We start from the raw sequence: 24,997 nt of genomic DNA, 5'->3' as shown, positions 1-24,997 counted from the left end.
AACTGGGGCGCCTGCAGCAGGAGATCACCCTGGTGGCCACGGCGGTGACGGAGATGTCTTCCGCCACCCAGGAGATCGCCCGCAATGCCGAGCAGACCGCCGAGGCCATCCGCCAGTCTTCCGACAGCACCGCCCAGGGGCTGACCCTGGTGCAGACCAGCAAGGAATCCATCAACAGCCTGGCGCGGGAAGTGGATGATGCCACCCGGGTGATCGGCGAGCTGGACCACCACTCCCAGGCCATCGCCAAGGTGCTGGACAGCATCCAGAGCATCGCCGAGCAGACCAACCTGCTGGCGCTCAACGCGGCCATCGAGGCGGCCCGCGCCGGCGAGCATGGCCGGGGCTTCGCGGTGGTCGCCGACGAGGTGCGGACACTGTCGCAACGGACCCAGGCCTCGACCCGGGAGATCAACGAGACCATCGGCACCCTGCAGCAGATGACCCGCCAGGCGGTGCAGCGCATGGACAGCAGCATGGCCATCGCCGAGCGCAGCGTCGCCGACGTGGAACGCGCCTCCAGCGCCCTGGAAGAGATCGCCCAGAGTGCCGGCGTCATCTCCGAGATGTCCCTGCAGATCGCCACCGCGGCCGAGGAGCAGACCTCGGTCACCGAGGAGATCACCCGCAACGTCATCACCATCAAGGGCCTCGGCGACACCCTGGCCAGCGGCGCCGAGGACTCGGAGCGCCAGTCGCGCTCGCTGCAGCATCACGCCGCCGACCTCAATCGCGACGTGGCCCGCTTCATCCTCTAAGCCATAAGGGACAGCCGCCGGCCGCCAGGCCGACGGCTGTGTCCCGGTCGAAGACCCTGCGCCCCGGGGCGGGCATCCGGTAAGATCGGCGCTTTTTCCGCGACGACTCCGCCCATGTCCCAGCCTTCCCGCTCCGAACTGCTCTATGGTCCCCAGGACCGACCGCGCCCGCTGATCGCCCTGCTGGCCGCCATCCAGCACCTGTTGGCGATCATCGTGCCCATCGTCACCCCCGGTCTGCTGATCTGTCAGGCCCTGGGCGTCTCGCCGCGCGACACCAACCTGATCGTATCCATGTCGCTGGTGATCTCCGGCATCGCCACCTTCGTCCAGTGTCGCCGCTTCGGGCCCTTTGGCGCCGGGCTGCTGATCGTCCAGGGCACCAGCTTCAACTTCGTCGGTCCGCTGATCGCCGGTGGCGCCCTGATGGTCAAGAACGGCACCCCGGTGGAAGCCGTGATGGCGGCCATCTTCGGCGTGGTGATGGCCGGCTCCTTCGTCGAGATGGGGGTATCGCGGGTGCTGCCCTTCGTCAAGCGCCTCATCACTCCGCTGGTGACCGGCATCGTGGTGCTGATGATCGGCCTGACGCTGATCAAGGTCGGCCTGATCAGCATGGGCGGCGGCTTCGCGGCCCTGGGCAACGGCACCTTCGCCAATGGCGAGAACCTGCTGCTGTCGGGCACCGTACTGGCCACCATCGTGGTGCTCAATCGCATTCCGCTGCGCGCCCTGCGCAGCAGCGCCATCGTCGTCGCCCTGCTGCTGGGCTATGCCCTGGCGGCCTGGCTCGGCCGGTTGAACTTCACCGGCATGCACGAGGCTACCTGGGTGCAGATCCCCCTGCCGCTGCACTTCGGCCTGGGCTTTTCCTGGTCGCTGTTCGTGCCCCTGCTGGTGATCTACCTGGTGACCTCGCTGGAGGCCATCGGCGACATCACCGCCACCAGCAAGGTCTCCCGCGAACCCGTGGAAGGCCCGCTGTGGATGCAGCGGATCAAGGGCGGGGTGCTGGTCAACGGCGCCAACTCGCTGCTGGCCGGGCTGTTCAACACCTTTCCCAGCTCGGTGTTCGCCCAGAACAACGGGGTGATCCAGCTGACCGGCATCGCCAGTCGCCATGTCGGCCTGTGGATCGCCGCCATCCTGGTCCTGCTGGGGCTGTTCCCGGCGGTGGCCGGGGTGATCCAGGCGGTGCCCGAGCCGGTGCTCGGCGGCGCGGCCATGGTGATGTTCGGCGCGGTCGCCGCCTCGGGGATCAACATCCTCGCCGGCGTCGAGCTGGATCGACGCGCGCTGCTGATCATCGCCGTGTCCCTGGCCCTGGGCCTGGGCATCTCCCAGGTGCCGGAATTTCTCGCCCATATGCCGGCCGGCCTGAGGGCGGTGCTGGAATCCGGCGTCGCCACCGGCGGCCTGTGCGCCCTGCTGATGAACTGGTTCCTGCCGGAGACGCCAAAAGCCGCTGGCTAGACCAGGCTTTTTCATCCGCGGGCTGAAGTTCCGCGCAGGGGTGCCGATAAGCCTGGCAAGTCACCTGTGGGCTTGCCGCGATCGTCGTTTCGAGCGTGGGCGACCCACCCAGCAGAGCGCCCATGATCAGCCCGGATGTTCCTGTCGTTAAGGTCCCGCTGCGCGAATATGCCGTCCTGGCGCGTGCCATGGGCGCCACCGTCTTTGCCCAGAATCTCGAAAAGCAGCCGGGCGAGCTGGTCGGCTGGCGCTTTCCCAAGGGCTGCTTCGTGCAGAAGGCGCATTTCCAGAGCCTGCTGGGCCGCCAGCCGGAGATCCTCTAGGCGTTGCCTTCCAGCGCCGCGAGCAGGCGCTGCGCCGCGACCAGTTCGGTCTCGTTGAAGACGGCGACGCCGGCGCGTTTCAGCGCCGCCGCCGTGACCCCCTCGCCCGCCACGCGGGTGCCGCTGAAGCTGCCATCGTAGTTTTCCAGATTGCCGCAGGACGGACTGCGCGCCTTGAGCACCGCCAGGCGGATGCCATGCCGCGCGATCAGTTCGAGAGCGGCCTCGGCACCGGCGACGAAGGCGGCGGTCACGTCTTCGCCGCCCACGGTTACCACCGCTACCCGGCCGTCCAGCACGGCGCCGCCCTGGCCACTGGGGATCTCGGCCGGCGGACGTGGCGTGGGCAGACCCCCGGCCACCTCCGGACAGAGGGGCACGATGCGCCCTTCCGACTGCCAGACGCCCAGCAGATCGAAGGGGCCATGGGCGCCGCCGTCATAGCGCACCCGATGCCCCAGCAGGCAGCGACTCACCAGTATCTTTTCCATACGCCCTCCGCGTCCGTCGCCAATCTACCGCCTAGCCCTGCAGCGGATTGTCGCCACGGCGGCGGAACCAGCCGGTCAGCGACAGCCGCTCGCGGGTGGCCGGCAGCACCTCGTGGGGCAATTGGCCGGACAGGAAGCACACCAGGCTGCCGCCCAGCGGCAGGACATCCTGGTGGCGCTGCTCGTCCAGATAGAGCCGCAGCTCGCCGCCCTGCTCCGGCAACCAGGCGTCGTTGAGATAGAGCACCAGGGAGACCATGCGGCGGTCGTCGTCGCGGAAGCGATCCAGGTGGCGGGCATAGAAGGCCCCCGGCGGATAGAGGGCGAAGTGGCTTTCGTAGTCTTCCAGCCCCAGGAACAGGGTGCGGTTGAAGGCCTCGCGCAGGGTGTCCATGAGCTGCAGGTAGCGCTGCACGCCGGGATGCTCGTCGTCCGGCTCCAGCCAGGCGATGTGATCGCCGCGGACGCCCTCGCGGATCAGCGGGCTTTCGCCACGGCCGATACCGGCGCGCTCCAGCTCGCCGCGGGCATGGCGCAAGCGGCATTCGGCGGCCAGTTCGGCGGTGAGGTCCAGGGGCAGGAAGATGCTCTGCCGCGACCAGCCGTGCTCGGCGAGATCGTCGACGATACGTTGCAGCAGGGGATGCTCGGGATGCAGAGCCATCGGGAAAACCGTAGCGGACCGGGCCAGGCCGGCGGGATGCCGAGTGTAAGAGAAGTCGGCCACGGCTGCGCGCCTGCCTTGACCAGGCGACGAATGCCCGGGATGAGCGCCTCGACAGCCAGCCTGGGGTTGCCGACAATGGCGGACTTTCCGGCTCCAAGCCGCTGCCCGAGGTGTCCATGCGCGTTCTGTTCGCTTCCCTGCTTTTCGCCATCAGCCTGCCCGCTCTGGCCGACGACACGGTCAGCCTCTATCAGGCCGCAGGTTGGCCCGAGCAGCGCGGACACTTCCGCGACGCCCTGCAGGCCGCCCAGCAGCGCTACCAGAACAGCCTGCCGCCGGCGCTCTATCAGAGCCTGGTCGACAACAGCAACAAGCGCTACACCGCCGCGGCCATCGACCAGCGTGCCCTGGCCGCGCTGCGCCAGAGCTTGCCGGCAGACGGCCCGGCCCTGCAGTTCTTCCAGTCGCCGGTGGGCCGCAAGGTGGTCGCCGCGGAGATCGCCGCCACCCGCAGCGACCAGCTGGCCAAGAACGCCAATGGCGTGCCCCAGATGCAGGCCAGCCCGGCCCGCCGCGCCCAGGCCAAGCGCCTGGCCACCGCCCTGCCCGTGCGTGAAGCCGGGGCCGAGGTCAGCGTGGCCCTGGCAGGCCTCGCCGCCGACAGCCTGAGTTCGATGCTGCCGGGTCTGATGGGTCAGCAGCAGTCGGGCGGCATGATCGAGCAGCAGCGTCAGAGATTCATCCAGCAGATGAATGCCGGCGACCTGGAGAACACCCTGCTCTATGTCTATCGCACCCTGAACGACAGCGAACTCGGCCAGTTCGCCGACTTCGCCAGTTCGGCCAATGGCAGCGCCTACTACCGCGCCGCCGTGGCGGCCCTGCGCGCCGGCCTGGGCGGCGGCGGCCAGTAGGACGGCTCAGGCGAGACGGTCGTCCAGCCAGCGGAAATAGCGCTGGCGCAGGGCTGCGGTCTCATTGACCAGATGGTGCCGCGCTTCCGGCAGGCGCAGCACCTCGGGCCGCGCGAACTTGGCCTCCAGCACTCCCAGGTTGTGCCGCCAGTCGACGGTGAAATCCTGCTCGCCCTGGATCACCAGCGGGCGGCGGGAGCTGGCCGGTGCCCCCTCCAGTTGCGGAATCCAGCGCGCCAGAGCGCCGACCCATTGCGCGGGTAGCTCGCGTGGCTGCAGGCCATCCTGCTGCAGGAATTCGAGAAAGGCCGGATCCCCGGAATTCACCGAGAAGCGCCGCGGCAGGGCGCGCACGAAGGGCTTCACCAGCCGATAGGTCCACAACCCCTGGCGCCAGGCATGGGGCCTGACCAGGGGCGCCAGCAGGATCGTCTCGCCCAGTTCGGGAGCGGGCTCACCGCGCAGCAGATAGTCCAGCAGGATAGCGCCGCCGGTGCTCTGGCCGAGCAGGTGCCAGGGCCGCGGCAGGTCCAGGCGCCGCGCCTCGGCGATCAGGGCCGTCAGGGTGGCCTGGTATTCGGCGAAGTCGTTGATGCTGGCGCGGGCCCCGCTCGACAGGCCATGCCCGGGCAGGTCGCAGGCCAGCACCGCCAGCTGCCGCGACAGCGCCCAGTCCACCACGTGGCCATAGAGGCCCATGTGATCGTAGTAGCCGTGCAGCAGCAGCAGGCTGCCCCGCGGCTCGCGCGGCCACCAACCCTGCACGGCGAGCCGGTAGGCACCGGCGGCCAGCGCGCCCAAGGCCACGGTCAGCTCCGGCCGCGCGTGGCTGTCCGCGAGGCGGTAATGGGCGCGATAGCCCTGGTGGTCGAGATCCGGCGGCAGGTCGTGGCGCAGGGGCACCAAGGCCTGGCGCAGTCGGTCTAGATCGAAGAGAGGGGTCATGGTTCGGTTCAGTCTGAAGTAGCCACCATGATCAGCGTCCGGACAGCCGTGGGACAAGCGTCTGCCAGCAGACTTTTCCAATTGTTTCAAAATGCGCAACTCTCCCCTGCGCAAAGGTGTCTGAATATTTCACTGCCTAGGCAGTATTCTGGATACGCTTGATTGCCTGGGCAGATACTGCAATGTCACATTTCGACCGTAGCAATTTTCCGCTGCGCAATTCCGTAGGCCATTTGATCCACCTCGCGAACCAGTACAAGGATCGCGTGCTGGACAGTCACCTCGCGCCCTACGACATCACCGCTGCCCAGTTCAAGGTGCTGTTGCTGCTCGCCCGCGACCAGACCGACACCCCGGCCGAACTCAGCCGCTGCCTGTCCCTCGACAGCGGCGCCATGACCCGCATGCTCGATCGCCTGGAAGCCAAGGGCTTGCTGCGCCGCGTACGCAGCCTCAGCGACCGCCGCCAGGTACGCCTGGAACTGACCGAACAGGGTCAGGCCCTGAGCAGCGAACTCATGCAGATCGGCGTGGACGCGCTCAACGACCTGACCCACTGCCTGGACCGCCAGGAACTGGATGACCTCGAACGCCTGCTGCGCCGCCTGCTCAGCCCCTCCGGCCTGCTGCCGGAGACCTCTGGAGACCTCTGACCCATGACCTTTCGCCTGCCATTGACCGCCCTCTGCGCCGCCCTGCTGCTGGCCGGCTGCGTGTCGTCCGAAGGGCTGCACACCCAGGGGCGCGCCGTGGATCCGGCGACGCTCAAGGGCGAAGCCACCTTTGCCAGCGACCGCCTCTCCCCCGCCCAGTGGCCGAGCGCCGACTGGTGGACCCGGCTAGGCGATCCGCAACTCGACAGCCTGATCCGCGAGGCGCTGCGTGACAGCCCCTCGCTGCAGGAAGCCGATGCGCGCAGTCGCCAGGCCGATGCCGCGGTGCTCGCCGCCGACGCCGATCGCTATCCGCAGATCGACGCCAATGGCGGTGTGACCCGTTCGCGCCTGGCGCGACCGGACGATCCTCTCGGTCAGGGCGACCGCTACAGCACCCTGCGCCAGTTCGATGTGAGCGGCAGCTACAGCTTCGACCTCTGGGGTGGCCAGCGCGCCGCCTGGGAAGCCGCCCTCGGTCGTGCCCGCGCCGGCGAGGTGGATCGCCAGGCCGCACGCCTGACCCTGGCAGCCAACGTCAGCCGTGCCTATAACCAGCTCGGTCTGGCCTACACCAGCCTGGACGTGGCCCAGCAGGACCTGGAGCGTACCCGCGGCATGCTCGACCTGGCCCAGCGCCGGGTCGACGCCGGTCTCGACAGCGACTACCAGCTGCAGCAGACCCAGAGTCTGGAAGCCAGCGCGGCAGCCTCTCATACCGCCGCCGAGCAGCAGGTGCGCAGCGCGCAGATCCGTCTCGCCGTGCTGCTGGGCAAGGGGCCCGACCGGGGCGCCGAGATCCCGCGACCCAAGCTGATCGCCCCCGCCGCGGTGAATCTGCCGGCCCAGCTGCCCGCCGAGCTGGCCGGGCGCCGTCCAGACCTGATCGCCGCCCGCTGGCGCGTGGAGGCCGCGAGCAAGGACATCACCGCAAGCAAGACCAACTTCTATCCCAATCTCAACCTGACGGTGGCGGCCGGCAGCAAGGCCATCCTCGGCGATGCCCTGTTCGGCGCACCGGCGCGCTTCTTCAACGTCGGTCCGGCACTGTCGCTGCCGATCTTCGACGGCGGTCGCCGCCGCGCCGATCTCGCCAGCCGGGACGCCGACTACGACCTGGCCGTGGCCCAGTACAACCAGACCCTGGTGCAGGCGCTGGGCGACATCGCCGACGCCATCACCCGCCAGCGCTCGCTGGACCAGCAGATCGTCGAGCAGCAACGGGCCCGCGACATCGCCAAGAGCTCCTTCGACATCGCCATGCAGCGCTATGGCGCCGGCATCGGCAACTATCTCGACGCCCTGACCGTCGAGCAGCAACTGCTGCAGGCCGAGCGCCAGCTGGCCAGCCTCCGGGCCGATCGCATCGACAGCGGCGTGCTGCTGATGCAGGCCCTGGGTGGCGGCTTCCAACCGTCCAACCTGCCGCCGGCACCCGCCGCCGCGGCCACACACTGATACCGAGAGCCCGACCATGGCCGATTCCGCCGCAACCCCCAACGACAATGCCCAGGAGCAGAAGCCGCAGCGCTCCGGCAAACGCAAACTCTTCCTGCTGCTCCTGCTGCTGGTGGTGATCCTGGCCGGCGTGGGCGTCTACTGCTACCACCTGTTCTATGGCCGCTTCCATGCCAGCACCGACGACGCCTACGTCAACGGCAACCTGGTGCAGATCACGCCCCAGGTCACCGGCACCGTGACCCGCATCGCCGTGGACGATGGCGACTTCGTCCGCCAGGGCCAGCCGCTGGTGGAGTTCGATCCCAGCGACACCGCCGTGGCCCAGCAGAGCGCCGAGGCCAACCTGGCCAAGACCGTACGCCAGGTGCGCGGCCTGTTCAGCAACGTCGACAGCTACAAGGCCCAGGTGGCCGCGCGGCGCGTCGAGGTCGAGCGTGCCCGTGCCGACTACGCCCGCCGCCAGCAACTGGCCAAGGGCGGCGCCATCTCCAAGGAAGAACTGGCCCATGCCCGGGACACCCTGGTGGCGGCGCAGAGCTCCCTGACCTCCGCCCAGCAGCAGCTGGATACCAACCAGGCGCTGGTGGACGACACCGAGATCGCCTCGCACCCGGACGTCAAGGCCGCCGCCGCCCAGCTGCGCCAGGCCTACCTGAACCACGCCCGCAGCACCCTGGTGGCGCCGGTCAGCGGCTATGTCGCCAAGCGTTCGGTACAGGTCGGCAGCCGCGTGCAGCCCGGCGCGGCGCTGATGGCCGTGGTGCCCCTGGACCAGATCTGGATCGACGCCAACTTCAAGGAAACCCAGCTGGCCGAGATGCGCATCGGCCAACCGGTGGAAATCCATTCCGACCTCTATGGCGACGACGTGCGCTATCGCGGCGTGGTGGAAAGCCTGGGCGTGGGTACCGGCAGCGCCTTCTCGCTGCTGCCGGCGCAGAACGCCACCGGCAACTGGATCAAGATCGTCCAGCGCCTGCCCGTGCGGATCCGCCTGGAAGGCGACAACCTGGACAAGCACCCGCTGCGCATCGGCCTGTCGACCGTGGTCGACGTCGACCTGCACGACCAGGACGGCGCCCGCCTGCCCACCACCACCCCGCAGCAGCCGCGCTACAGCACCGACGTCTACGACCATCAGCTGGCCGAGGCCGATCAGCTGATCCAGCAGATCGTCCACAACAACGGTCCAGCGGCGCGTGCCGCGGGCGTCGCCAAGCGCTGACAGCCAAGGAGGCTCCCTGGCGAGCCTCCCCGTCCACCCTTCTGGTAATCCGTCATGAGCGATAACGCCTTTCGCCCGGCGAGCCTGGTGCTCGCCACGGTGGGCCTGTCCCTGGCCACCTTCATGCAGGTGCTCGACACCACCATCGCCAACGTCGCCCTGACCACCATTTCCGGCAACCTCGGGGTGAGTTCGGAACAGGGCACCTGGGTCATCACCGCCTTTGCCGTGAGCAACGCCATCGCCCTGCCGCTGACCGGCTGGATGGCGCGCCGCTTCGGCGAGGTCAAGCTGTTCATGGCCGCCGTGGTGCTCTTCGTCATCACCTCCTTTCTCTGCGGCATCGCCACCTCCATGCCGGAGCTGGTGATCTTCCGCGCCATGCAGGGCTTCGTCGCCGGCCCGCTCTATCCCATGGCCCAGACCCTGCTGCTGGCGATCTTTCCGGCGGCCAAGCGCGGCATGGCCCTGGCGCTGTTGGCCATGGTGACGGTGGTGGCGCCCATCATCGGCCCCATCGCCGGCGGCTGGATCACTGACAACTACAGCTGGCCGTGGATCTTCTTCATCAACATCCCCATCGGCATCTTCGCCACCCTGGTGGTCTGGAGCCAGCTGGGCAAGAAGCCGGAAAAGCTGGTGCACCAGCCCATCGACTATGTCGGGCTGATCCTTCTGGTGCTGGGCGTGGGCGTGCTGCAGGTGGTGCTGGACAAGGGCAACGACCTGGACTGGTTCGAATCCAACCTGATCTGCCTGGGCGCCGCCTTTTCCGCCGTGGCCCTGACCGCCCTGGTGATCTGGGAACTGACCGACAAGCACCCCATCGTCAATCTGCGGCTGTTCCGCTATCGCAACTTCAGCTGCGGCACCCTGGCGCTGGTACTGGGCTATTCGGGCTTCTTCGGCATCAACCTGCTGCTGCCCCAGTGGCTGCAGACGCAACTCGGCTACACTCCGGTATGGGCGGGCCTCGCCGCGGCGCCCATCGGCATCCTGCCGGTGATCCTCTCACCGCTGGTGGGCAAGTTCGCGCACAAGACCGATCTGCGGCTGCTGGCCGGCGGCTCCTTCCTGGTGATCGGCGCCTCCTGCTTCATGCGTGCCACCTTCAACAACGAGGTGGACTATCGCCACATCGCCGAGGTGCAGACCTTAATGGGCCTGGGCGTGGCGCTGTTCTTCATGCCCACCACCAGCATCCTGCTGTCCAGCCTCAAGCCCTCGGAACTGGCGGATGGCGGCGGTCTGGCGACCTTCTTGCGGGTCCTGGGTGGCAGCTTCGCCTCGTCCCTGACCACCTGGCTATGGCAGCGGCGCGCCATCCACCACCATGCCCAGCTGACCGAGGACGTGACCCCCTACAGCCCGGCCACCCAGCACTACCTGGACGCCCTCGGCGGGCCGTCGCAGCAAGCCTATGCCCAGCTGGACAAGGTGGTGGAAGGCCAGGCGTACATGCTCTCCACGGTGGACTACTTCACCCTGCTCGGCTGGATCTTCATGGGGCTGTTCCTGATCATCTGGCTGGCCAAGCCGCCCTTTGCGGCCAAGCCGGGCGCCGGAGGCGGCGACCACTAAGAACCTGTTCACGATCTGCTGCGCGTCGGCTAAACGGCGTTGAAAACGGCTTCGGAATGCTCATTTACCACTCGTAAACTCCGCTTCCTCAGCCGTTTTCGCCTTGTTTATCTCTAGCTCGCGAGATCGTGAACAGGTTCTAAGGAATGCTGTGCTGGGTCTGCAGGTAGTCGGCGATGTCGCCCAGATCCTCGGCATCGCCGATGCCCCAGAATCTCATCTTGGTACCCGGCACCTTCTGTTCGGGATCGCGCAGGAAGGCCGCCAGGGCCTCGCGATCCCAGGCGAAGCCGGCATTGCGCATGGCGTCGGAGTAGTTGTAGCCGGCCAGGCTCCCGGCCTGACGACCAAAGAGGTCATTGAGCTGGGGGCCAAAGCCGGACTGGGCGCCCGGCCCCACCGAATGGCAGTTGTGGCAGCGGCGCAGGAAGAGGTTGCGGCCGTTGTCGGCATCCGCCCAGGCCGCCTCCCCGCCCAGCAGCGTCAGCAGGACCACCGCGGCCAGGGTCTTCATCGCTGGCACTTGCGGCAATAGACGCTGGCGCGCTGGCCGAGGCGGATCTCCTGCAATCCCGTCCCGCAGACCTTGCAGAATTCGCCCTTGCGGCCGTAGACGAACAATTCCTGCTTGAAATAGCCCGGCGCCCCGTCTCCGCCGATGAAATCGCGCAGGGTGGTGCCGCCACTCTCGATGGAGCGCGCCAGCACCTTCTTGATCTCTTCGGCCAGGCGGTCGTAGCGCGCCCGGGAAACACTGCCGGCGGCGCGGCGGGGATCGATACCGGCGGCGAACAGCGCCTCGGCGGCGTAGATGTTGCCCACCCCCACCACCACGGCGTTGTCCATGATGAAGGGCTTGACCGCCATGCTGCGTCCGCGCGACAGCTCGTACAGCCGACCGCCGTCGAAGGCCTCGGTCAGGGGCTCGGGGCCCAGCTTGCTAAGCAGCACATGGGCATGGGGATCTTGGGTCCAGAGCAGCGCGCCGAAACGCCGGGGATCGGTGTAGCGCAGCGACAACCCGGATTCCAGCTCGATGTCGACGTGCTCGTGCTTGGCCGGCGGCTGGTCGGCCGGCACCAGGCGCAGGCTGCCGGACATGCCCAGGTGGCCGATCAGGGTGCCGCTCTCGGCGCGGATCAGCAGGTACTTGGCCCGCCGCTCGACGGCCTCGATGCGCTGCCCGGAAAGGCGTACATCCAGGTCCTCGGGCACCGGCCAGCGCAGCCGGCCGTCGCGGACGATGACCCGGCGCACGCGCTGACCGACGACATGGGGCGCGATGCCCCGGCGGGTGGTTTCGACTTCAGGTAATTCGGGCATGAGGATCCAGGAGGCTTGCGGGTGCCTTAGTAATTGATCCGACCGCTGCCCATTTCAAGGATGGTCTCCTTGAGCGACTCGAAGTCGTACTCGGACAGGCCGACGTGATCCAGCACCCGCGGGGCGATGGCCTGCCACTCGTGATCCTCGTCCTGGCCACCGAGGGCGCGATAGCAGCCGCAGATGTGTTCGGCCATCTTCAGCAGGGCCAGCAGATTCTTGATCTGGATGTCGGTGGTCGACTCCTCGTCAAAGACCGACTGGGCGTTGTGGTGGTTGGCGATGGCCTGGCCGACGTGCTCCGGCAGGCGCCAGGAGCGCGAGATGAAATAGCCCACCACGGCGTGGTTGGTGCTGAAGATGCGATTCTCCACGTCCACCACCCGTACCTGCTCGTTGACGCTGGCATAGGCCTCTTCCAGCACCGCCATGTAGTTGGGGAAGCGCTTGAGCATCAGCGGGATGCCGCAGTTGTGGAATAGACCCAGGGCGTAGGCCTCGTCCGGGGTCGGATAGCCGGTCTTCTTGGCCAGGCTCAGGCAGGTCTCGGCCACGTCCTGGGCGGTGTCCCAGAAGCGATTGAGGATGACGATGGTCTCGTCGGTGAGCTCGCCCTTGATCGACTGGGCGTTGATCAGGTTGATGACCGACTGGCTGCCCAGCAGATTGACCGCCCGCTGGATCGAGGTGATGCGATTGCTGAGGCCGAAATACGGCGAGTTCACCAGCTTGAGCAGGGCACCCGAGAGCCCCGGGTCCTGGCCGATCAGGCGCGAGATGACCTTGAGATCGGGGCTGGGCATGAGCTGTTCGAGTTGCAGATCCACCATGATCTGCGGCTGCGGGGGAATGCTGATGCCTTGCAGGGCCTGACGGATCTGCTCCTCGGTCAGCTGAGGGGACGCTTGGGACATGGGGACTACTCTGCGATGGATGTCGCAAATTTACTCCGCACCGCCCGGCGATGCCATCGGGCGCGACGAAGGAACTTCGGGGAGGCAAAGCGGGACGGAATAGAGAGCGCTGGCAAAAGGCTAGCCCGACCGAATGTCCATCGAGGTATGCGCAACCATGGCTACATCCCTGAACGGCAAGAAAATCGCCATCCTGGTCACCGACGGCTTCGAGCAGGCCGAACTCACCGGCCCCAAGCAGGCGCTGGAGCAGGCCGGCGCCCAGACCCACATCATCTCCGCCGAGAGCGGCGAGGTGCGCGGCTGGGACGGCACCGAGCCGGCCGACAGCTTTCCGGTAGACCTCACCTTCGCCGCGGCCAATGCCGGTGACTATGATGCCGTGCTGCTGCCCGGCGGCGTGGTCAACGCCGACACCATCCGCATCGACGAACAGGCCCAGCAGCTGACCAAGCAGATCGCCGACGCCGGCAAGCCGGTCGCCGTCATCTGCCACGGTGCCTGGCTACTGATCTCCGCCGGCCTGGTGCAGGGCAAGACCATGACCAGTTGGCCGTCGCTGACCGACGACCTCAAGAATGCCGGCGCCACCTGGCAGGACCAGGAGGTCATCGTCGATGGCCAACTGGTGAGCAGCCGCAAGCCGGACGACATCCCGGCCTTCAATCGCGAGTTCATCAAGCTGCTGGCAGGCTGAGCCATCGAGACTGGCACTTTGATCTCATAAGACTGAACTTATGGCAAAGTGCCAGGGTCTTATCCAGTGCCCCCAAAGCACTTTTAGCCCGCCCTGCCCGGCGGGCTTTCTTTTGCCCGGCGTTTGGCCCGGAGCCTGTTCAGAATCTTGCGAGCTAGAGCCAAACAAGGCCTAGGCGGCCCCGCAAAAACGCCTGAGGAAGCGGATCGGACCCGCGCCCGGGTTTACATAGGGTAAATGAGCATTGCGACGGGGCCGCCCAGGCGGGGCTGGCGATCCAGGGTGTTCTCAACGCGGTTTGGCCGACACGCAGCAGATTATGAACAGGCTCTTAGGCCTGGAAATCACCCTGCAAATCCACCAGATGGCGCTCGATGTCGGCCAGGCGCTGACCCTGGTCGCTCAGGCCCAGCCATTCGAGCTTGAGGTGCGCCTCGAACGGCAGCAGATAGGCCAGCTGGCAACCCAGGGCCTGGCGGTCGGCGACTTCGCCCCCCATGTCCAGGCTGGCGACCATGGGGTGCTGGGCCAGGGCCACCAGCAGCGCCATCAGATCGGCGTCGCCATCGCGCAGCGGCTGGGGCTCGGTCTCCGGAAGCCACTCCACCTCCCCCACCACCAGATGGTCGGGTTGCTCTTCCTGGCTCAGCAGGCGAAAGCGCCGTCCGCCTTCGATGCGGATACCCAGCAGGCCATTGCTCTGCTGCTGCCAGTCGCGGATCAGCGCCTCGCAGCCGTAGGCGCCCAGGCGATTCGGCGCGGCACCGGTCTCGCGGCCTTCGAGGATGGTCACCACGCCAAAGCTGCTGCCCTGCTTGAGGCAGCGGCCGAGCATGTCCAGGTAGCGGGCTTCGAACAGCTGCAGGTCGAGGCGGCACCCGGGAAACAGGGTGGTGTTGAGCGGAAACAGGGGCAGCGTCATGAAACCTCCAGGGCTTGAGGGTCCTGCTGGATAGAGCGTCGCGCGCCGCCGAAGGCTCCCGCGCGGCGACGCGCGGGAGCCTTGCGGATCAGAAGCGATAGACCTCGGCGCCGGTGCGGATGGGCACCACGGCCGGCAGCGTCGGCCGGGCCTGGGCCTCTTCCACGAGTTTCTTCGGTTCCTTGCGCGCCACTTCGCTGTCACGCCGGCCGCGCTGGGCGACCTTGGTGAGATCGGTGGCCAGCCGCGCCGACAGCTGTTGCAGCAATTCGCTCTGGGCGCGCACCTGGGCCGCGCGATCACCTGCATGACGAGCCTGCAGGTGGACCACCTCGGTGTCCAGCAGACGACCCTGGCCGTCGCGCAGTTGCCAGCTGGCGTCGAGGGCGGCAGGCGCCTGGTCACCCGCATCGAGGCGGGTCACCACCAGTTCCACCCGGTACTGCGGATCGAAGCCAGCGGGTTGTTCACCCACCACCACCCGACCACTGTTGAGGCGACCGGCGAGCTGGCGCTGCAGCAACTGGCGCACGTTGGCGTCGAGCGGCCCGGCCCAGTGATCGCGCGTGGTCTTGAGACTGCCGTCGGGCTGGCGTTCCAGCAGGACATCGCGCTGCAGGTAGTCGGCCAGCTGCAGGTTTTCGATCCACACGGCAAGACCACGCTCGCTGCTCGCGGGCGTGCGCGCATTGCCGCCATCGAGCTGATAGTAGTGGCTGGGGCCGAGGCTGGCACAGCCACCCAGGCCGGCCAGCAGGCCAACGAGCGCCAGCTTGGCGAGACACATCCGTTTCATCGAGGCTCTCTCTCAACGGGCGCCACGGCCCGGCGAGTCCTGGTCGAAAAAATCCGGGCTATGCTAGCGGCTGACCGCGGGCGGCTCAAGTTTCCACCTGCAGCGAGTCCACCCGCTGGAAGCCCCGCGGCAACTTGTTGCCGCGCCGACCGCGCTCGGCCCGGTAATGCTCCAGATCGCTGCCCTTGAGGGTATAGGGCCGCTTGCCGGCCTGCAGCGTGAGGGAGGCGCCGGCCGGCACCACGGCCAGATCGACCACGTATTCCTCGCGCTTGGCGACCCGCTCGCCAGGGATGGAAATCAGCTTGTTGCCCTTGCCCTTGGCCAGTTGCGGCAGTTCGCTGATGGCGAACACCAGCAGGCGACCCTCGTTGGTGACCACCGCGAGAGAGGTGTCCTCCAGGGACGCCACCGGCTTGGGCGGCAGCACCTTGGCACCGTTGGGCAGGCTGATCAGCGCCTTGCCGGCCTTGTTCTTGGCTTGCAGGTCCTCGCCCTTGACCACGAAGCCGTAGCCGGCGTCCGAGGCCATGACATAGAGACCGCTGTCGTCCGGCAGCAGCAGGCATTCGAAGCTGGCGCCCGGCGGCGGGGTCAGGCGGCCGGTCAGGGGCTCGCCCTGGCCACGCGCCGACGGCAGCGAATGGGCAGCCACCGAATAGCTGCGCCCGGTGGAATCAATGAACACGGCGAACTGGTTGGAGCGGCCCAGGGCCGCCGCCTTGAAGCCGTCGCCGGCCTTGTAGGACAGCCCGGTCGGATCGACGTCGTGCCCCTTGGCCTGGCGCACCCAGCCCTTCTCGGACAGCACCACGGTCACCGGCTCGGTGGGCATGAGTTCGGTTTCGGACAGGGCCTTGGCTTCGGCACGCTCGACGATGGGCGAGCGGCGCGCGTCGCCATAGGTCTCGGCGTCCTTGATCAGTTCGTCGCGGACCAGGTTGCGCAGCTTCTTGTCGCTGCCCAGCAGGGTCTGCAGGCGCTTCTGCTCCTTGAGCAGCTCGGCCTGTTCGCCACGGATCTTCATCTCTTCCAGCCGCGCCAGTTGGCGCAGCCGGGTTTCCAGGATGTAGTCGGCCTGTTCCTCGGAGAGCTCGAAGCGGGCCATCAGCGCCTGCTTGGGATGCTCCTCGGTGCGGATGATGTGGATCACCTCGTCCAGGTTGAGGAAGGCGACCAGCAGGCCATCCAGCAGGTGCAGGCGGCGATTGACCTTGTCCAGGCGGAACTGCAGGCGACGGCGCACGGTGCCGATGCGATAGATCAGCCACTCCTGGAGGATCTGCCGGAGGTCCTTGACCTGGGGCTTGCCGTCCAGACCGATGACGTTGAGGTTGACCCGGTAGCTGGACTCCAGATCGGTGGTGGCGAACAGGTGCTGCATCAGCTCGTCGGCATCGATGCGATTGGAGCGCGGCACGATGACGATGCGGGTCGGATTCTCGTGGTCCGACTCGTCGCGCAGGTCGGCCACCATGGGCAGCTTCTTGGCCTGCATCTGGGCGGCGATCTGCTCCAGCACCTTGGAACCGGAGACCTGGTGCGGCAGCGCGGTGATGACCACGTCGCCGTCCTCGCGGCGGTAGACGGCGCGCATGCGCACCGAGCCGCGACCGGTCTCGTAGATCTTGCGCAGGTCGGCCCGCGGCGTGACGATCTCGGCCTCGGTGGGGAAGTCCGGACCGGGCACGTGTTCGAGCAGCTCGGGAATCCCGGCGATGGGGTCGTCCAGCAGGCGCACGCAGGCGGCGGCCACCTCGCGCAGGTTGTGCGGCGGGATGTCGGTGGCCATGCCCACGGCGATGCCTGTGGTGCCGTTGAGCAGCAGATTGGGCAGGCGTGCCGGCAGCACCGCCGGCTCGTTCAGGGTGCCGTCGAAGTTGGGTACCCAGTCCACGGTGCCCTGCCCCAGTTCGCTGAGCAGCACCTCGGAATAGCGCGACAGCCGCGCCTCGGTATAGCGCATGGCGGCAAAGGACTTGGGATCGTCCGGCGCGCCCCAGTTGCCCTGGCCATCCACCAGCGGATAGCGATAGGAAAACGGCTGGGCCATGAGCACCATGGCTTCGTAGCAGGCCGAGTCGCCGTGGGGGTGGTATTTACCGAGGACGTCGCCCACGGTACGGGCGGACTTCTTGTGCTTGGCGTCGGCGTCCAGGCCCAGTTCGCTCATGGCATAGACGATGCGGCGCTGGACCGGCTTGAGGCCGTCGCCGATGTGCGGCAGGGCGCGGTCCATGATGACGTACATGGAGTAGTTCAGGTACGCCTGCTCGGTGAAGTCGGCCAGCGAACGGCGTTCGACGCCATCCAGGCTCAGGTCGAGGGGTGCACTCATGGGAATCCTTTGGTGTTACGTCGGTAATCGGGTTGTCGTGTCCATCGCGGCCGTGGCGGTCCGCCGAAGCGGCCGCTCCTACAGGGGCGATGGAGACCGTAGGAGCGGTCGCTGCGGCTAACCGCCATGGCCGCGATAAGCACAGCCAACATATTTAGATCAGCACTTCGGCGCGGTCGCCCTTGGATTCCAGCCAGCTCTTGCGGTCGCCGGATCGCTTCTTGGCCAGCAGCATGTCCATCATCTCGAGGGTGCCGGGCACGTCTTCGAGGGTCAGCTGTACCAGGCGGCGGGTATTGGGATCCATGGTGGTCTCGCGCAGCTGCAGCGGATTCATCTCGCCAAGGCCCTTGAAGCGGGTCACCTGGGGCTTGCCGCGCTTCTTCTCCGCGGCCAGGCGATCGAGGATGCCGTCGCGCTCGGCTTCGTCGAGGGCGTAGTGCACCTCCTTGCCGAGGTCGATGCGGTACAGCGGCGGCATGGCCACATAGACGTGACCGGCATCCACCAGGGGCCGGAAGTGCTGCACGAACAGGGCGCACAGCAGGGTGGCGATGTGCAGGCCGTCGGAGTCGGCATCGGCGAGGATGCAGATCTTGCCGTATCTCAGGCCGCTCAGGTCGGCGCTGCCCGGATCGATGCCGATGGCCACGGCGATGTCGTGCACCTCCTGGCTGCCCAGCACCTCGCTGCCGTCCACTTCCCAGGTGTTCAGGATCTTGCCGCGCAGCGGCATGATGGCCTGGAATTCCTTGCTGCGCGCCTGCTTGGCGCTGCCGCCGGCGGAGTCGCCCTCCACCAGGAACAGCTCGGAGCGCATCGGGTCCTGGCCGGCGCAATCGGCCAGCTTGCCAGGCAGCGCCGGGCCTTGGGTGATCTTCTTGCGCTCGACCTTCTTGCCCGCCTTGAGGCGGCGGCCGGCGTTGTTGATGGCCAGCTCGGCGATCTGCTGACCCAGTTCCGGATGGGCATTGAGCCAGAGGCTGAAGGCGTCCTTGACCACCCCGGCGACAAAGGCCGCGGCCTCGCGGGAGGACAGTCTCTCCTTGGTCTGGCCGGAGAACTGCGGCTCCTGCATCTTCATCGAGAGGACGAAGGCGATGCGCTCCCAGACGTCTTCCGGGGCCAGCTTGAGGCCGCGCGGCAAGAGGTTGCGGAATTCGCAGAATTCACGGATGGCGTCCAGCAGGCCCTGGCGCAGGCCGTTCACATGGGTGCCGCCCTGGGCGGTGGGAATCAGGTTGACGTAGCTTTCCTGCACCGACTCGCCGCCCTCGGGCAGCCAGAACAGCGCCCAGTCCACCGCTTCCCGGGCCGAAGCCAGGCTGCCGTGGAAGGGCGCCTCGGGCAGCCGCAGGGCGTCGCCCACGGTGTCGATCAGATAGGATCTCAGCCCGTCTTCGTAATGCCATTCGCTGCGCTCGCCGCTCGCTTCGTCGAAGAAGCTCACCGCCAGGCCCGGGCAGAGCACCGCCTTGGCCTTGAGCACGTGCTTGAGGCGGCTGACGGAGAACTTGGGCGAATCGAAGTACTTGGGGTCCGGCCAGAAGTGCACGCTGGTGCCGGTATTGCGCTTGCCGACGCTGCCGACCACGGCCAGTTCGCTGGCCTTGAAGCCGTCGGCGAAGGCCATGGCGTATTCGTTGCCCTCGCGCTTGACGCGCACCTCGACGCGGGTCGACAGGGCGTTCACCACCGAGATGCCCACGCCGTGCAGGCCGCCGGAGAACTGGTAGTTCTTGTTGGAGAACTTGCCGCCGGCGTGCAGCTTGGTCAGGATCAGCTCGACGCCGGAGACGCCCTCTTCCGGATGGATGTCCACCGGCATGCCGCGACCGTCGTCGATCACCTCGAGGGAGTTGTCGGCGTGCAGGATCACCTGCACCTGGCGCGCATGACCGGCCAGGGCCTCGTCCACGCTGTTGTCGATGACTTCCTGGGCCAGGTGGTTGGGCCGGGAGGTGTCGGTGTACATGCCAGGGCGCTTGCGCACCGGATCGAGTCCGGAGAGGACTTCGATGGCGTCGGCGTTATAGGCGTTCTGCGTGGCCATGGGGTCTCTATTCGAAGGTGTTGAAATCCAGCTCGCGCCAGAGCGCCGGGTCGAAGCCGGCCAGCTCCAGCAACAGGGGCAGCTGGCGATGGAAGCCCTGGAAGCCGTGGTCGCCGCCCTGCTCGATGCGCAGGGTGCAGGCGCCGTAGTAGCGCTCGGCGTCCCGGTAGTCGAGGGTCTCGTCGCCGGTCTGCAGCCAGACGTGGAAGCGCTCGGGATCCGCCGGCGCCGCGACTTCCTGCGCCCGCATGGCCTCGACGTGGGCCTCGGTGAGGATCCAGCTCTCGCCGGTATGGTGATTGCGCTGGGGGCCCAGGTAATGCTCCATGAAGCGCCAGGGCCGGACCGCCGGATTGATCAGCACGGCCTTGAGCCCGTGGCGCTCGGCCAGGACGGTGGCATAGTAGCCGCCCAGGGAGCTGCCGACCAGCAAGGGGGCGTCCAGCTCGGCCAGTTCGCGCTCCAGGAGGGCGAAGGCGGCGTCGGCATCGTTGGGCAGCGCCGGGGCGCGCAGGCGGTCCGCCAGGCCCAGGCGGGTCATGCAGGCGGTCAGCTGCCGCGCCTTCAGGGACGCGGGTGAGCTGTTGAAGCCATGGATATAGAGGATCGACGGCATCGGGCCGCTCCTACTGGATAAATAAACAGGTAAAGAATAACCCGTTTCGACCCTCGCGACCAAGGCAGCCGACCGGCGTCAGCCCCGACAGCCCTAGTAGCCCGCGGCGCTGTGATCCACAGTGAAGGCATGCTGTTGCAGGCGCGAGACACCGGTTTCCAGGTTGCCGTCGGGCAGCAGGCGTAACCAGCGATAGCCCGGGGCCTGATCGCCGGCCTTGAAGTCCTCGCTGCCCGGCTCGAATTGCAGACCGGTGGAAGGCGAGGCCAGCAGGCGCACGCCGTTGCGCAGCTGGTCGAACTCCTGGTGGATATGCCCCCAGAGCACCACCTTGACCTGGGGATGGCGATCCAGCACGGCAAACAGCTCGTCCGCCCGGTGCAGGCCCAGGGGCTCCATCCAGCCACAGCCAACCGGGACCGGATGATGGTGCAGGCAGATCAGCGCCGGACGCTCGGGCGCGGCGCTCAGGGCCTCGTCCAGGGCGACCAGCTGCGCCTGCTCCAGTTCGCCGAACACGCAACCGCGCACGGTGCTGTCGAGCAGGATGAGGCGCCAGGCGCCCAGGTCGGTGACCGTCTCGAGGAAATCGCGATCACCACAGGCCTTGGCCATGGGCGCGTTCTCGTCGTGGTTGCCGGCCAGCCAGCGCATCGGCGCGGCCAGGGGCTCGGTCAGCTCGCAAAAGCGCTGGTAGGAGGCCACGGAGCCGTCCTGGGAGAGGTCACCGCTGGCCAGCAGCAGATCGATGCGTGGCTGCTCCCGCACCACCTGGGCGACCACCTGTTGCAGGCTGGCGGCCGTATCGATACCCAACAACCGACCGTTGGCACGTGCAAACAGATGACTGTCGGTCAATTGGATGACGAGGGGAGCGTTGACACTATCCGGCAAACTCACCAAAGCCTCCTAGGCATAAGGGGACAACGAGCGCAGGCAGGGTGCAGAAAAGTTCCCGGGAACTTGCGTGCATGCTTCACATTTTCGCAGCTTGCACCGCGTGAGGGAAGCCGCGGCTGTCAGCGTTGCGCCCTAGTGCTCATCGCTGCAGGATAGGTTCAGCTTCGTGGCCACAGGCCAGGCAGTGACTCAGCCACTCACCGAGGAACAGATTGAGCTGGCTCTTTTCGTCAGGCTGATGCATCGCCTGATTGGGATAGGGATAGCGCCCGAGCAGGTGCCGAGAGGCCCCGGCCGACACCACTTCCGCCATCCGCGCATCGTGATAGACGCGCACTTCCAGTTCGGGCACCGGCAACCAGGGCAGTCCCAGTTCCTGGCGCACCCGCAAGGCCGTCGTATAGGGACAGGCCTCGGTGACTTCCAGCGCGAGCACCCCCAGCGGGCGCTCGCCTTGCGACAACATGACGCGGCGCGATACCACGGCTTCGCGCATCTTGGGCAGAAGCCGCATCAGCCGCACGTAGTTGGCCTCGCACGTGGCCTGCAGGCCCGGCAGGTCAACCCGATAGCGATCTCGCAGTTTCAGCCCCATAACCCCCGTACCTCGGCGCGATTGAGCGCCAACCATTGCAGGGCGATGATTGCCGCTGCGTTATTGATGCGACCGTCACGAACCCCTGCCAGTGCCTCGTCCAGCGACCAGACATGGACGCGAATGTCCTCGCCCTCCTCTTCCAGGCCATGGACGCCACCGGCGTCCACGGTGCTGCAGCGACCCAGGTAGAGATAGACCTGTTCGTCACTGCCGCCGGGCGAGGGGAAGTAGGTGGAGATGGGCCAGAGCGATTGCAAGGTCAGCCCGGCTTCTTCCTCGGCTTCCCGATGAGCGACCGCCTCGACGGCCTCGCCCTGCTTGTCCACCAAGCCCGCCACCGGCTCAAGCAGCCAGGGATGAGCGGTCTTTTCCATGACGCCGACGCGAAACTGCTCGATCAGCACCACCTCGTCGCGCACGGCGTCGTAGGGCAGCACGCAGACGGCATCGGGACGCACGAAGACCTCGCGTTCCAGTTCCGGGCCCAGGGCACCGGAGAACTGGCGATGGCGCAGCCGGAAGCGGGCCATGCGGTAGAAGCCCTGGAAGCAGATCTCACGGCTCAGGATTTCAACGGCGGGCGCCTGGGATTCGTTGGCTTCGGTCATGGGCGCTCCAGCGCTGATTGCAGGTAATCAGATCATCCTAGCGTGCCGCCTGCGTGCGTGCAGCCCCTGACGCGCCAAGTCGCGAAAAGGACAACAAGCCGGGAAACCTCCGCCCGCCCCTGGCAAACTTATGGGGCCAGACGGGTTCGAAAGCCGTCGTTCTCCGTTTCCATGACAAGGAATCCCATGCGTATCCGCTCGCTCCTCCTGCTCGCCGGCCTGTTGCTCGGTGGTTGCCAAAGCGTCTTCGGCCCCAACCTCGACAAACCCCTCACGCCTCGCCACCAGGCCTGGGAGCACCGCCCGGCCGGTTGCCAGGGCGAAGGCTGCCCGCTGATCAACATCGACTACGTGGAATTCGGCGACCCGGCGCTGGACACCCTGGTGCAGCGGCACCTGCTGGGCCTGGCCCGCGCCGAGCCGGGCGCGCCCATCCCCGCTTCGCTGGAGAGCTACGAGCGGGATTTCCTCGCCAAGGCCCAGCCGCGCTGGAGCAGCTATCTGCAGGCCAAGGTGCGTGAGCAGCATGACGGCCTGGTGATCATCGAATTCTCCAGCTACCTGGCCAACGGCGGTGCCCATGGCCTGGCCGGCCGCGACTTCGTCACCTGGGATCGCCATCTCGACCGGCAGATCACCCTGGGCGACATGTTGGTGCCGGGGCAGGAAGCCGAATTCTGGCGCCTGGCGCAGCTCTCCCGTGAGGCCTGGATGCTCAGCAACAACGTCGGCGATGCCGAATTCCGCCAGCAGTGGCCCTTCCTCAAGACCAACAACGTGGCCCTGGATTTCGGCGCCCTGACGCTCAAGTACGACATCGGCAGCATCGCCCCCTACGCCATGGGCCATCCGGAACTGAAGATCCCCTATCCCAAGCTCAATGGCATCCTCAAGGGCGAGTACTTCCCGGGCCGGGGCAAGGCGCGGCAGCCGTAGGACCTGGTCAACAGAAATCATCTGCCGTAATTGGGTTTGATCGCGGCCATGGGCCGCTCCTACAGCGGACTCAATCTTCTGTAGGAGCGGCCCATGGCCGCGATACCCCCACCCCAACCCTCCCCCGCAAGCGGGAGAGGGGGCAGTTAGCCGTAGGTTGGGTTGAGCGCAGCGAAGCCCGATAGATCCAGCTCAGTCGTAGGGTGGATGACGGCGCAGCCTTATCCACGCGTGCCGACTTGCCCCCACCCCAACCCTCCCCCGCAAGCGGGAGAGGGGGCAGTTAGGCGTAGGCTGGGTTGAGCGCAGCGAAGCCCGACAGATCCGACTCAGCCGTAGGGTGGATGACAGCGCAGCCTCATCCACGCGTGCCGGCTTGCCCCCACCCCAACCCTCCCCCGCAAGCGGGAGAGGGGGCAGTTAGGCGTAGGTTGGTTTGAGCGCAGCGAAGCCCAACGGCCGGACGCTAAACTCGTTTCAATCCCAACAGCGCCTGCGCAGTCCCCGCCACCACGATGGCCGGCAGGGTCGCGCCCCAGGCCGGGAGCAGGGTCGGCAACAGATGGTAGACGGCCACGCCCAGGGCCCAGGCGATCAGGGACTCCAGGCGCAGCGCCTGTGTCCGCTGCGGGGCCTTGCGGCGGCGCAGCAGGAAGTGATCCACCAGCACCACGCCGAATAGCGGGGCGAACACCGAACCGATCAGCAGCAGGAAGTGTTCGTACTGGGCCAGAGGCACCAGCAGCGCCAGCAGGGTGCAGAGGATGCCGATGGCCAGGGTCAGCTGCCAGATCTTCACCTGGGCCAGGAAACCCGTGGCCACCGCCGCCGAGTGATAGGCGGCGAAGGCGTTTTCCGACTCGTCCAGCAGGATCAGCAACAGCGGCAGGCCGAGGCCGGCCACGGCCAGGGCGCGCAGCAGGGCGTCGGCTTCACCGCCGCTGGCAAAGGCCAGGGTATAGGCGAAGCCCAAGCCCATGAGCCAGAGGTTGCCGCAGAAATAGCCCAGCATGACGCCGCGCCCGGCGCTGCGGCCGGTGCGGGCGAAGCGGGTGTAGTCGGCGATCACCGGCAACCAGGACAGCGGCATGGCCACCACCAGGTCGAAGCCCAGGGCCTGGCTCAGGGAGCCGTCGCCCGGGCGCTGCCAGAGCGCGGCCAGGTCGGCGCGCAGGAACAGATCCAGGGTCAGCCAGGTGCAGGCGCCGAGCAGCAGCCAGATGCCCCAGCGACTGAGAAAGCGGCGGACGAAGGTCAGCGGACCGGCCACCGCCAGGGCCGTGGCCAGGGCGCCGAAGACCAGGGTCCAGAGCACCGGCGAGGCCCAACCCTGCAGACCCCAGCTGCCCAGCAGCACGCTGGCCGCCTCGCGCATCACCACCAGTTCGAAGGCGCCCCAGCCGATCAGCTGGGTGATGTTGAGCACCGCCGGCAACAGCGCGCCGCGCTGGCCGAGACTCTGGCCCAGGGCGGTCATGCCGGCGAGGCCCGTGTCGCTGCCCACCAGGCCAGCGGCGGCCAGCAGCAGCACCCCGACCGCGGTGCCGAGCACCAGCACCAGCAGGCCATCGGCCAGGCCCAGTCCGGGTGCCAGCAGCGCGCCGGCCTGGGCGACCATCAGGCCGATGCCGAGGGAGAACCAGAGGGTGAAGAGGTCGCGCCCGCCAAGGATGCGGCGGTCCGCCGGAACGGGGACGGTAGGGGTATAGAGGCCGGGGGCCTGGGCCATGATGGGTCTCGTGGATAAGGGGTTGAGGGCGCCCAACGTCGTTGGTTGGCGTTGGGCATTGTTGGGCTTCGCTGGG

General features: G+C 67.3%; 25 protein-coding genes. 10 read left to right on the top strand and 15 right to left on the bottom strand.

Annotated features, from left to right (window positions below):
• Positions 1–53 precede the first annotated feature (53 nt).
• The 3 genes from ACZ5R1_RS05030 (at position 54) to ACZ5R1_RS05020 (ending at position 2,554) form a co-directional block, all read left to right on the top strand.
• Positions 54–758 (top strand): methyl-accepting chemotaxis protein, encoded by a 705-nt coding sequence (locus tag ACZ5R1_RS05030; protein WP_372237665.1) that lies wholly within the window; start codon positions 54–56, stop codon positions 756–758.
• A 114-nt stretch (positions 759–872) separates the two neighbouring features.
• Complete coding sequence (locus ACZ5R1_RS05025) at positions 873–2,231, top strand: nucleobase:cation symporter-2 family protein (protein ID WP_027600795.1); 1,359 nt, start codon at positions 873–875, stop codon at positions 2,229–2,231.
• 122 nt (positions 2,232–2,353) lie between these two features.
• Positions 2,354–2,554: a hypothetical protein gene (locus tag ACZ5R1_RS05020; RefSeq protein ID WP_288407462.1), complete on the top strand. Its 201-nt coding sequence runs from the start codon at positions 2,354–2,356 to the stop codon at positions 2,552–2,554.
• On the opposite strand, the gene ACZ5R1_RS05015 is transcribed toward ACZ5R1_RS05020, so the two are convergent.
• Together ACZ5R1_RS05015 and ACZ5R1_RS05010 are read right to left on the bottom strand one after the other, a co-directional pair.
• A complete protein-coding gene (locus ACZ5R1_RS05015) occupies positions 2,551–3,045 on the bottom strand; it encodes a 2-thiouracil desulfurase family protein (protein WP_197851815.1) in 495 nt (164 codons plus the stop codon). The two genes, ACZ5R1_RS05020 and ACZ5R1_RS05015, sit on opposite strands and share 4 nt — an antisense overlap.
• A 31-nt stretch (positions 3,046–3,076) precedes the next feature.
• A complete protein-coding gene (locus ACZ5R1_RS05010; RefSeq protein ID WP_027600255.1) occupies positions 3,077–3,709 on the bottom strand; it encodes a 2OG-Fe(II) oxygenase in 633 nt (210 codons plus the stop codon).
• Between the two features lie 179 nt (positions 3,710–3,888).
• On the opposite strand from ACZ5R1_RS05010, the gene ACZ5R1_RS05005 reads away from it, so the two are divergent.
• Positions 3,889–4,626, top strand: coding sequence for a DUF2059 domain-containing protein (locus ACZ5R1_RS05005; RefSeq protein ID WP_144957080.1), 738 nt, complete (start codon positions 3,889–3,891; stop codon positions 4,624–4,626).
• Between the two features lie 6 nt (positions 4,627–4,632).
• On the opposite strand, the gene bipL is transcribed toward ACZ5R1_RS05005, so the two are convergent.
• Complete coding sequence (gene bipL / locus ACZ5R1_RS05000; protein WP_284671624.1) at positions 4,633–5,571, bottom strand: phospholipase BipL; 939 nt, start codon at positions 5,569–5,571, stop codon at positions 4,633–4,635.
• Positions 5,572–5,753: 182 nt separating this feature from the next.
• Here bipL and ACZ5R1_RS04995 point away from each other — a divergent pair, with 182 nt between their 5' ends.
• From ACZ5R1_RS04995 to ACZ5R1_RS04980, 4 genes are read left to right on the top strand one after another with little or no spacing between them, the layout of a single operon-like run.
• Positions 5,754–6,224 carry a MarR family transcriptional regulator gene (locus ACZ5R1_RS04995; protein ID WP_007162087.1) on the top strand — a complete coding sequence of 157 codons (471 nt, stop codon included), beginning with the start codon at positions 5,754–5,756 and terminating at the stop codon, positions 6,222–6,224.
• A 3-nt stretch (positions 6,225–6,227) separates the two neighbouring features.
• Positions 6,228–7,682: an efflux transporter outer membrane subunit gene (locus tag ACZ5R1_RS04990; RefSeq protein WP_044342445.1), complete on the top strand. Its 1,455-nt coding sequence runs from the start codon at positions 6,228–6,230 to the stop codon at positions 7,680–7,682.
• Positions 7,683–7,698: 16 nt separating this feature from the next.
• Entirely contained in the window at positions 7,699–8,910 is a 1,212-nt protein-coding gene (locus tag ACZ5R1_RS04985) for an HlyD/EmrA/EmrK family protein (RefSeq protein WP_007162089.1), read from the top strand.
• A gap of 54 nt (positions 8,911–8,964) precedes the next feature.
• Entirely contained in the window at positions 8,965–10,491 is a 1,527-nt protein-coding gene (locus tag ACZ5R1_RS04980; protein WP_464712834.1) for a DHA2 family efflux MFS transporter permease subunit, read from the top strand.
• Positions 10,492–10,630: 139 nt separating this feature from the next.
• Here the strand turns inward: ACZ5R1_RS04980 and ACZ5R1_RS04975 are convergent, their stop codons facing one another.
• Genes ACZ5R1_RS04975 through ACZ5R1_RS04965 form a run of 3 tightly spaced genes read right to left on the bottom strand, consistent with a single transcriptional unit; the run spans position 10,631 to position 12,665 of the window.
• Positions 10,631–11,005 carry a c-type cytochrome gene (locus ACZ5R1_RS04975; protein ID WP_027600800.1) on the bottom strand — a complete coding sequence of 125 codons (375 nt, stop codon included), beginning with the start codon at positions 11,003–11,005 and terminating at the stop codon, positions 10,631–10,633.
• Positions 11,002–11,814 carry a bifunctional DNA-formamidopyrimidine glycosylase/DNA-(apurinic or apyrimidinic site) lyase gene (gene mutM / locus ACZ5R1_RS04970; RefSeq protein WP_027600251.1) on the bottom strand — a complete coding sequence of 271 codons (813 nt, stop codon included), beginning with the start codon at positions 11,812–11,814 and terminating at the stop codon, positions 11,002–11,004. Before mutM ends, ACZ5R1_RS04975 begins: the two co-directional genes overlap by 4 nt.
• 26 nt (positions 11,815–11,840) lie before the next feature.
• On the bottom strand, positions 11,841–12,665 hold the full coding sequence (locus ACZ5R1_RS04965) for an HDOD domain-containing protein (protein WP_161796604.1): 825 nt from the start codon (positions 12,663–12,665) through the stop codon (positions 11,841–11,843).
• A gap of 220 nt (positions 12,666–12,885) precedes the next feature.
• Here ACZ5R1_RS04965 and ACZ5R1_RS04960 point away from each other — a divergent pair, with 220 nt between their 5' ends.
• Positions 12,886–13,425, top strand: a complete 540-nt coding sequence (locus tag ACZ5R1_RS04960) for a type 1 glutamine amidotransferase domain-containing protein (protein ID WP_027600250.1) — start codon at positions 12,886–12,888, stop codon at positions 13,423–13,425.
• Positions 13,426–13,756: 331 nt separating this feature from the next.
• Here the strand turns inward: ACZ5R1_RS04960 and ACZ5R1_RS04955 are convergent, their stop codons facing one another.
• From ACZ5R1_RS04955 to ACZ5R1_RS04920, 8 genes are all read right to left on the bottom strand, one after another.
• Positions 13,757–14,347, bottom strand: coding sequence for an LON peptidase substrate-binding domain-containing protein (locus tag ACZ5R1_RS04955; protein ID WP_007162095.1), 591 nt, complete (start codon positions 14,345–14,347; stop codon positions 13,757–13,759).
• 88 nt (positions 14,348–14,435) lie between these two features.
• Positions 14,436–15,143, bottom strand: a complete 708-nt coding sequence (locus ACZ5R1_RS04950; protein WP_288407644.1) for a PqiC family protein — start codon at positions 15,141–15,143, stop codon at positions 14,436–14,438.
• 85 nt (positions 15,144–15,228) lie between these two features.
• Positions 15,229–17,481 (bottom strand): DNA topoisomerase IV subunit A, encoded by a 2,253-nt coding sequence (gene parC, locus ACZ5R1_RS04945; RefSeq protein WP_044342441.1) that lies wholly within the window; start codon positions 17,479–17,481, stop codon positions 15,229–15,231.
• Positions 17,482–17,635: 154 nt separating this feature from the next.
• Complete coding sequence (parE, locus tag ACZ5R1_RS04940; RefSeq protein ID WP_007162098.1) at positions 17,636–19,534, bottom strand: DNA topoisomerase IV subunit B; 1,899 nt, start codon at positions 19,532–19,534, stop codon at positions 17,636–17,638.
• A 7-nt stretch (positions 19,535–19,541) separates the two neighbouring features.
• Complete coding sequence (locus tag ACZ5R1_RS04935; protein WP_027600246.1) at positions 19,542–20,150, bottom strand: YqiA/YcfP family alpha/beta fold hydrolase; 609 nt, start codon at positions 20,148–20,150, stop codon at positions 19,542–19,544.
• A 93-nt stretch (positions 20,151–20,243) separates the two neighbouring features.
• Positions 20,244–21,050: a 3',5'-cyclic-AMP phosphodiesterase gene (gene cpdA / locus ACZ5R1_RS04930; RefSeq protein ID WP_042137165.1), complete on the bottom strand. Its 807-nt coding sequence runs from the start codon at positions 21,048–21,050 to the stop codon at positions 20,244–20,246.
• 139 nt (positions 21,051–21,189) lie between these two features.
• Complete coding sequence (locus ACZ5R1_RS04925) at positions 21,190–21,645, bottom strand: DUF1249 domain-containing protein (protein ID WP_007162101.1); 456 nt, start codon at positions 21,643–21,645, stop codon at positions 21,190–21,192.
• Positions 21,636–22,256, bottom strand: coding sequence for an NUDIX domain-containing protein (locus ACZ5R1_RS04920; RefSeq protein WP_044342438.1), 621 nt, complete (start codon positions 22,254–22,256; stop codon positions 21,636–21,638). The genes ACZ5R1_RS04925 and ACZ5R1_RS04920 overlap by 10 nt, the downstream gene beginning before the upstream one ends.
• 186 nt (positions 22,257–22,442) lie before the next feature.
• On the opposite strand from ACZ5R1_RS04920, the gene ACZ5R1_RS04915 reads away from it, so the two are divergent.
• Complete coding sequence (locus ACZ5R1_RS04915) at positions 22,443–23,192, top strand: RsiV family protein (RefSeq protein WP_464712833.1); 750 nt, start codon at positions 22,443–22,445, stop codon at positions 23,190–23,192.
• Positions 23,193–23,658: 466 nt separating this feature from the next.
• Here the strand turns inward: ACZ5R1_RS04915 and cytX are convergent, their stop codons facing one another.
• Positions 23,659–24,921, bottom strand: coding sequence for a putative hydroxymethylpyrimidine transporter CytX (gene cytX, locus ACZ5R1_RS04910; RefSeq protein WP_058792782.1), 1,263 nt, complete (start codon positions 24,919–24,921; stop codon positions 23,659–23,661).
• Positions 24,922–24,997 lie beyond the last annotated feature (76 nt).

This window comes from Pseudomonas sp. Pso3, from assembly GCF_055393275.1.
Note: the sequence above shows the minus strand (reverse complement) of the source record. Positions and strands in the feature narration are given on the sequence as shown.

Bases quoted from the DNA above. Each gene is read 5' to 3' on its own strand.
- ACZ5R1_RS05030 (WP_372237665.1), top strand. From the start codon at position 54: ATGTCTTCCGCCACCCAGGAGATCGCCCGCAATGCCGAGCAGACCGCC.
- ACZ5R1_RS05025 (WP_027600795.1), top strand. From the start codon at position 873: ATGTCCCAGCCTTCCCGCTCCGAACTGCTCTATGGTCCCCAGGACCGA.
- ACZ5R1_RS05020 (WP_288407462.1), top strand. From the start codon at position 2,354: ATGATCAGCCCGGATGTTCCTGTCGTTAAGGTCCCGCTGCGCGAATAT.
- ACZ5R1_RS05015 (WP_197851815.1), bottom strand. From the start codon at position 3,045: ATGGAAAAGATACTGGTGAGTCGCTGCCTGCTGGGGCATCGGGTGCGC.
- ACZ5R1_RS05010 (WP_027600255.1), bottom strand. From the start codon at position 3,709: ATGGCTCTGCATCCCGAGCATCCCCTGCTGCAACGTATCGTCGACGAT.
- ACZ5R1_RS05005 (WP_144957080.1), top strand. From the start codon at position 3,889: ATGCGCGTTCTGTTCGCTTCCCTGCTTTTCGCCATCAGCCTGCCCGCT.
- bipL (WP_284671624.1), bottom strand. From the start codon at position 5,571: ATGACCCCTCTCTTCGATCTAGACCGACTGCGCCAGGCCTTGGTGCCC.
- ACZ5R1_RS04995 (WP_007162087.1), top strand. From the start codon at position 5,754: ATGTCACATTTCGACCGTAGCAATTTTCCGCTGCGCAATTCCGTAGGC.
- ACZ5R1_RS04990 (WP_044342445.1), top strand. From the start codon at position 6,228: ATGACCTTTCGCCTGCCATTGACCGCCCTCTGCGCCGCCCTGCTGCTG.
- ACZ5R1_RS04985 (WP_007162089.1), top strand. From the start codon at position 7,699: ATGGCCGATTCCGCCGCAACCCCCAACGACAATGCCCAGGAGCAGAAG.
- ACZ5R1_RS04980 (WP_464712834.1), top strand. From the start codon at position 8,965: ATGAGCGATAACGCCTTTCGCCCGGCGAGCCTGGTGCTCGCCACGGTG.
- ACZ5R1_RS04975 (WP_027600800.1), bottom strand. From the start codon at position 11,005: ATGAAGACCCTGGCCGCGGTGGTCCTGCTGACGCTGCTGGGCGGGGAG.
- mutM (WP_027600251.1), bottom strand. From the start codon at position 11,814: ATGCCCGAATTACCTGAAGTCGAAACCACCCGCCGGGGCATCGCGCCC.
- ACZ5R1_RS04960 (WP_027600250.1), top strand. From the start codon at position 12,886: ATGGCTACATCCCTGAACGGCAAGAAAATCGCCATCCTGGTCACCGAC.
- ACZ5R1_RS04955 (WP_007162095.1), bottom strand. From the start codon at position 14,347: ATGACGCTGCCCCTGTTTCCGCTCAACACCACCCTGTTTCCCGGGTGC.
- ACZ5R1_RS04950 (WP_288407644.1), bottom strand. From the start codon at position 15,143: ATGAAACGGATGTGTCTCGCCAAGCTGGCGCTCGTTGGCCTGCTGGCC.
- parC (WP_044342441.1), bottom strand. From the start codon at position 17,481: ATGAGTGCACCCCTCGACCTGAGCCTGGATGGCGTCGAACGCCGTTCG.
- parE (WP_007162098.1), bottom strand. From the start codon at position 19,534: ATGGCCACGCAGAACGCCTATAACGCCGACGCCATCGAAGTCCTCTCC.
- ACZ5R1_RS04935 (WP_027600246.1), bottom strand. From the start codon at position 20,150: ATGCCGTCGATCCTCTATATCCATGGCTTCAACAGCTCACCCGCGTCC.
- ACZ5R1_RS04925 (WP_007162101.1), bottom strand. From the start codon at position 21,645: ATGGGGCTGAAACTGCGAGATCGCTATCGGGTTGACCTGCCGGGCCTG.
- ACZ5R1_RS04920 (WP_044342438.1), bottom strand. From the start codon at position 22,256: ATGACCGAAGCCAACGAATCCCAGGCGCCCGCCGTTGAAATCCTGAGC.
- ACZ5R1_RS04915 (WP_464712833.1), top strand. From the start codon at position 22,443: ATGCGTATCCGCTCGCTCCTCCTGCTCGCCGGCCTGTTGCTCGGTGGT.
- cytX (WP_058792782.1), bottom strand. From the start codon at position 24,921: ATGGCCCAGGCCCCCGGCCTCTATACCCCTACCGTCCCCGTTCCGGCG.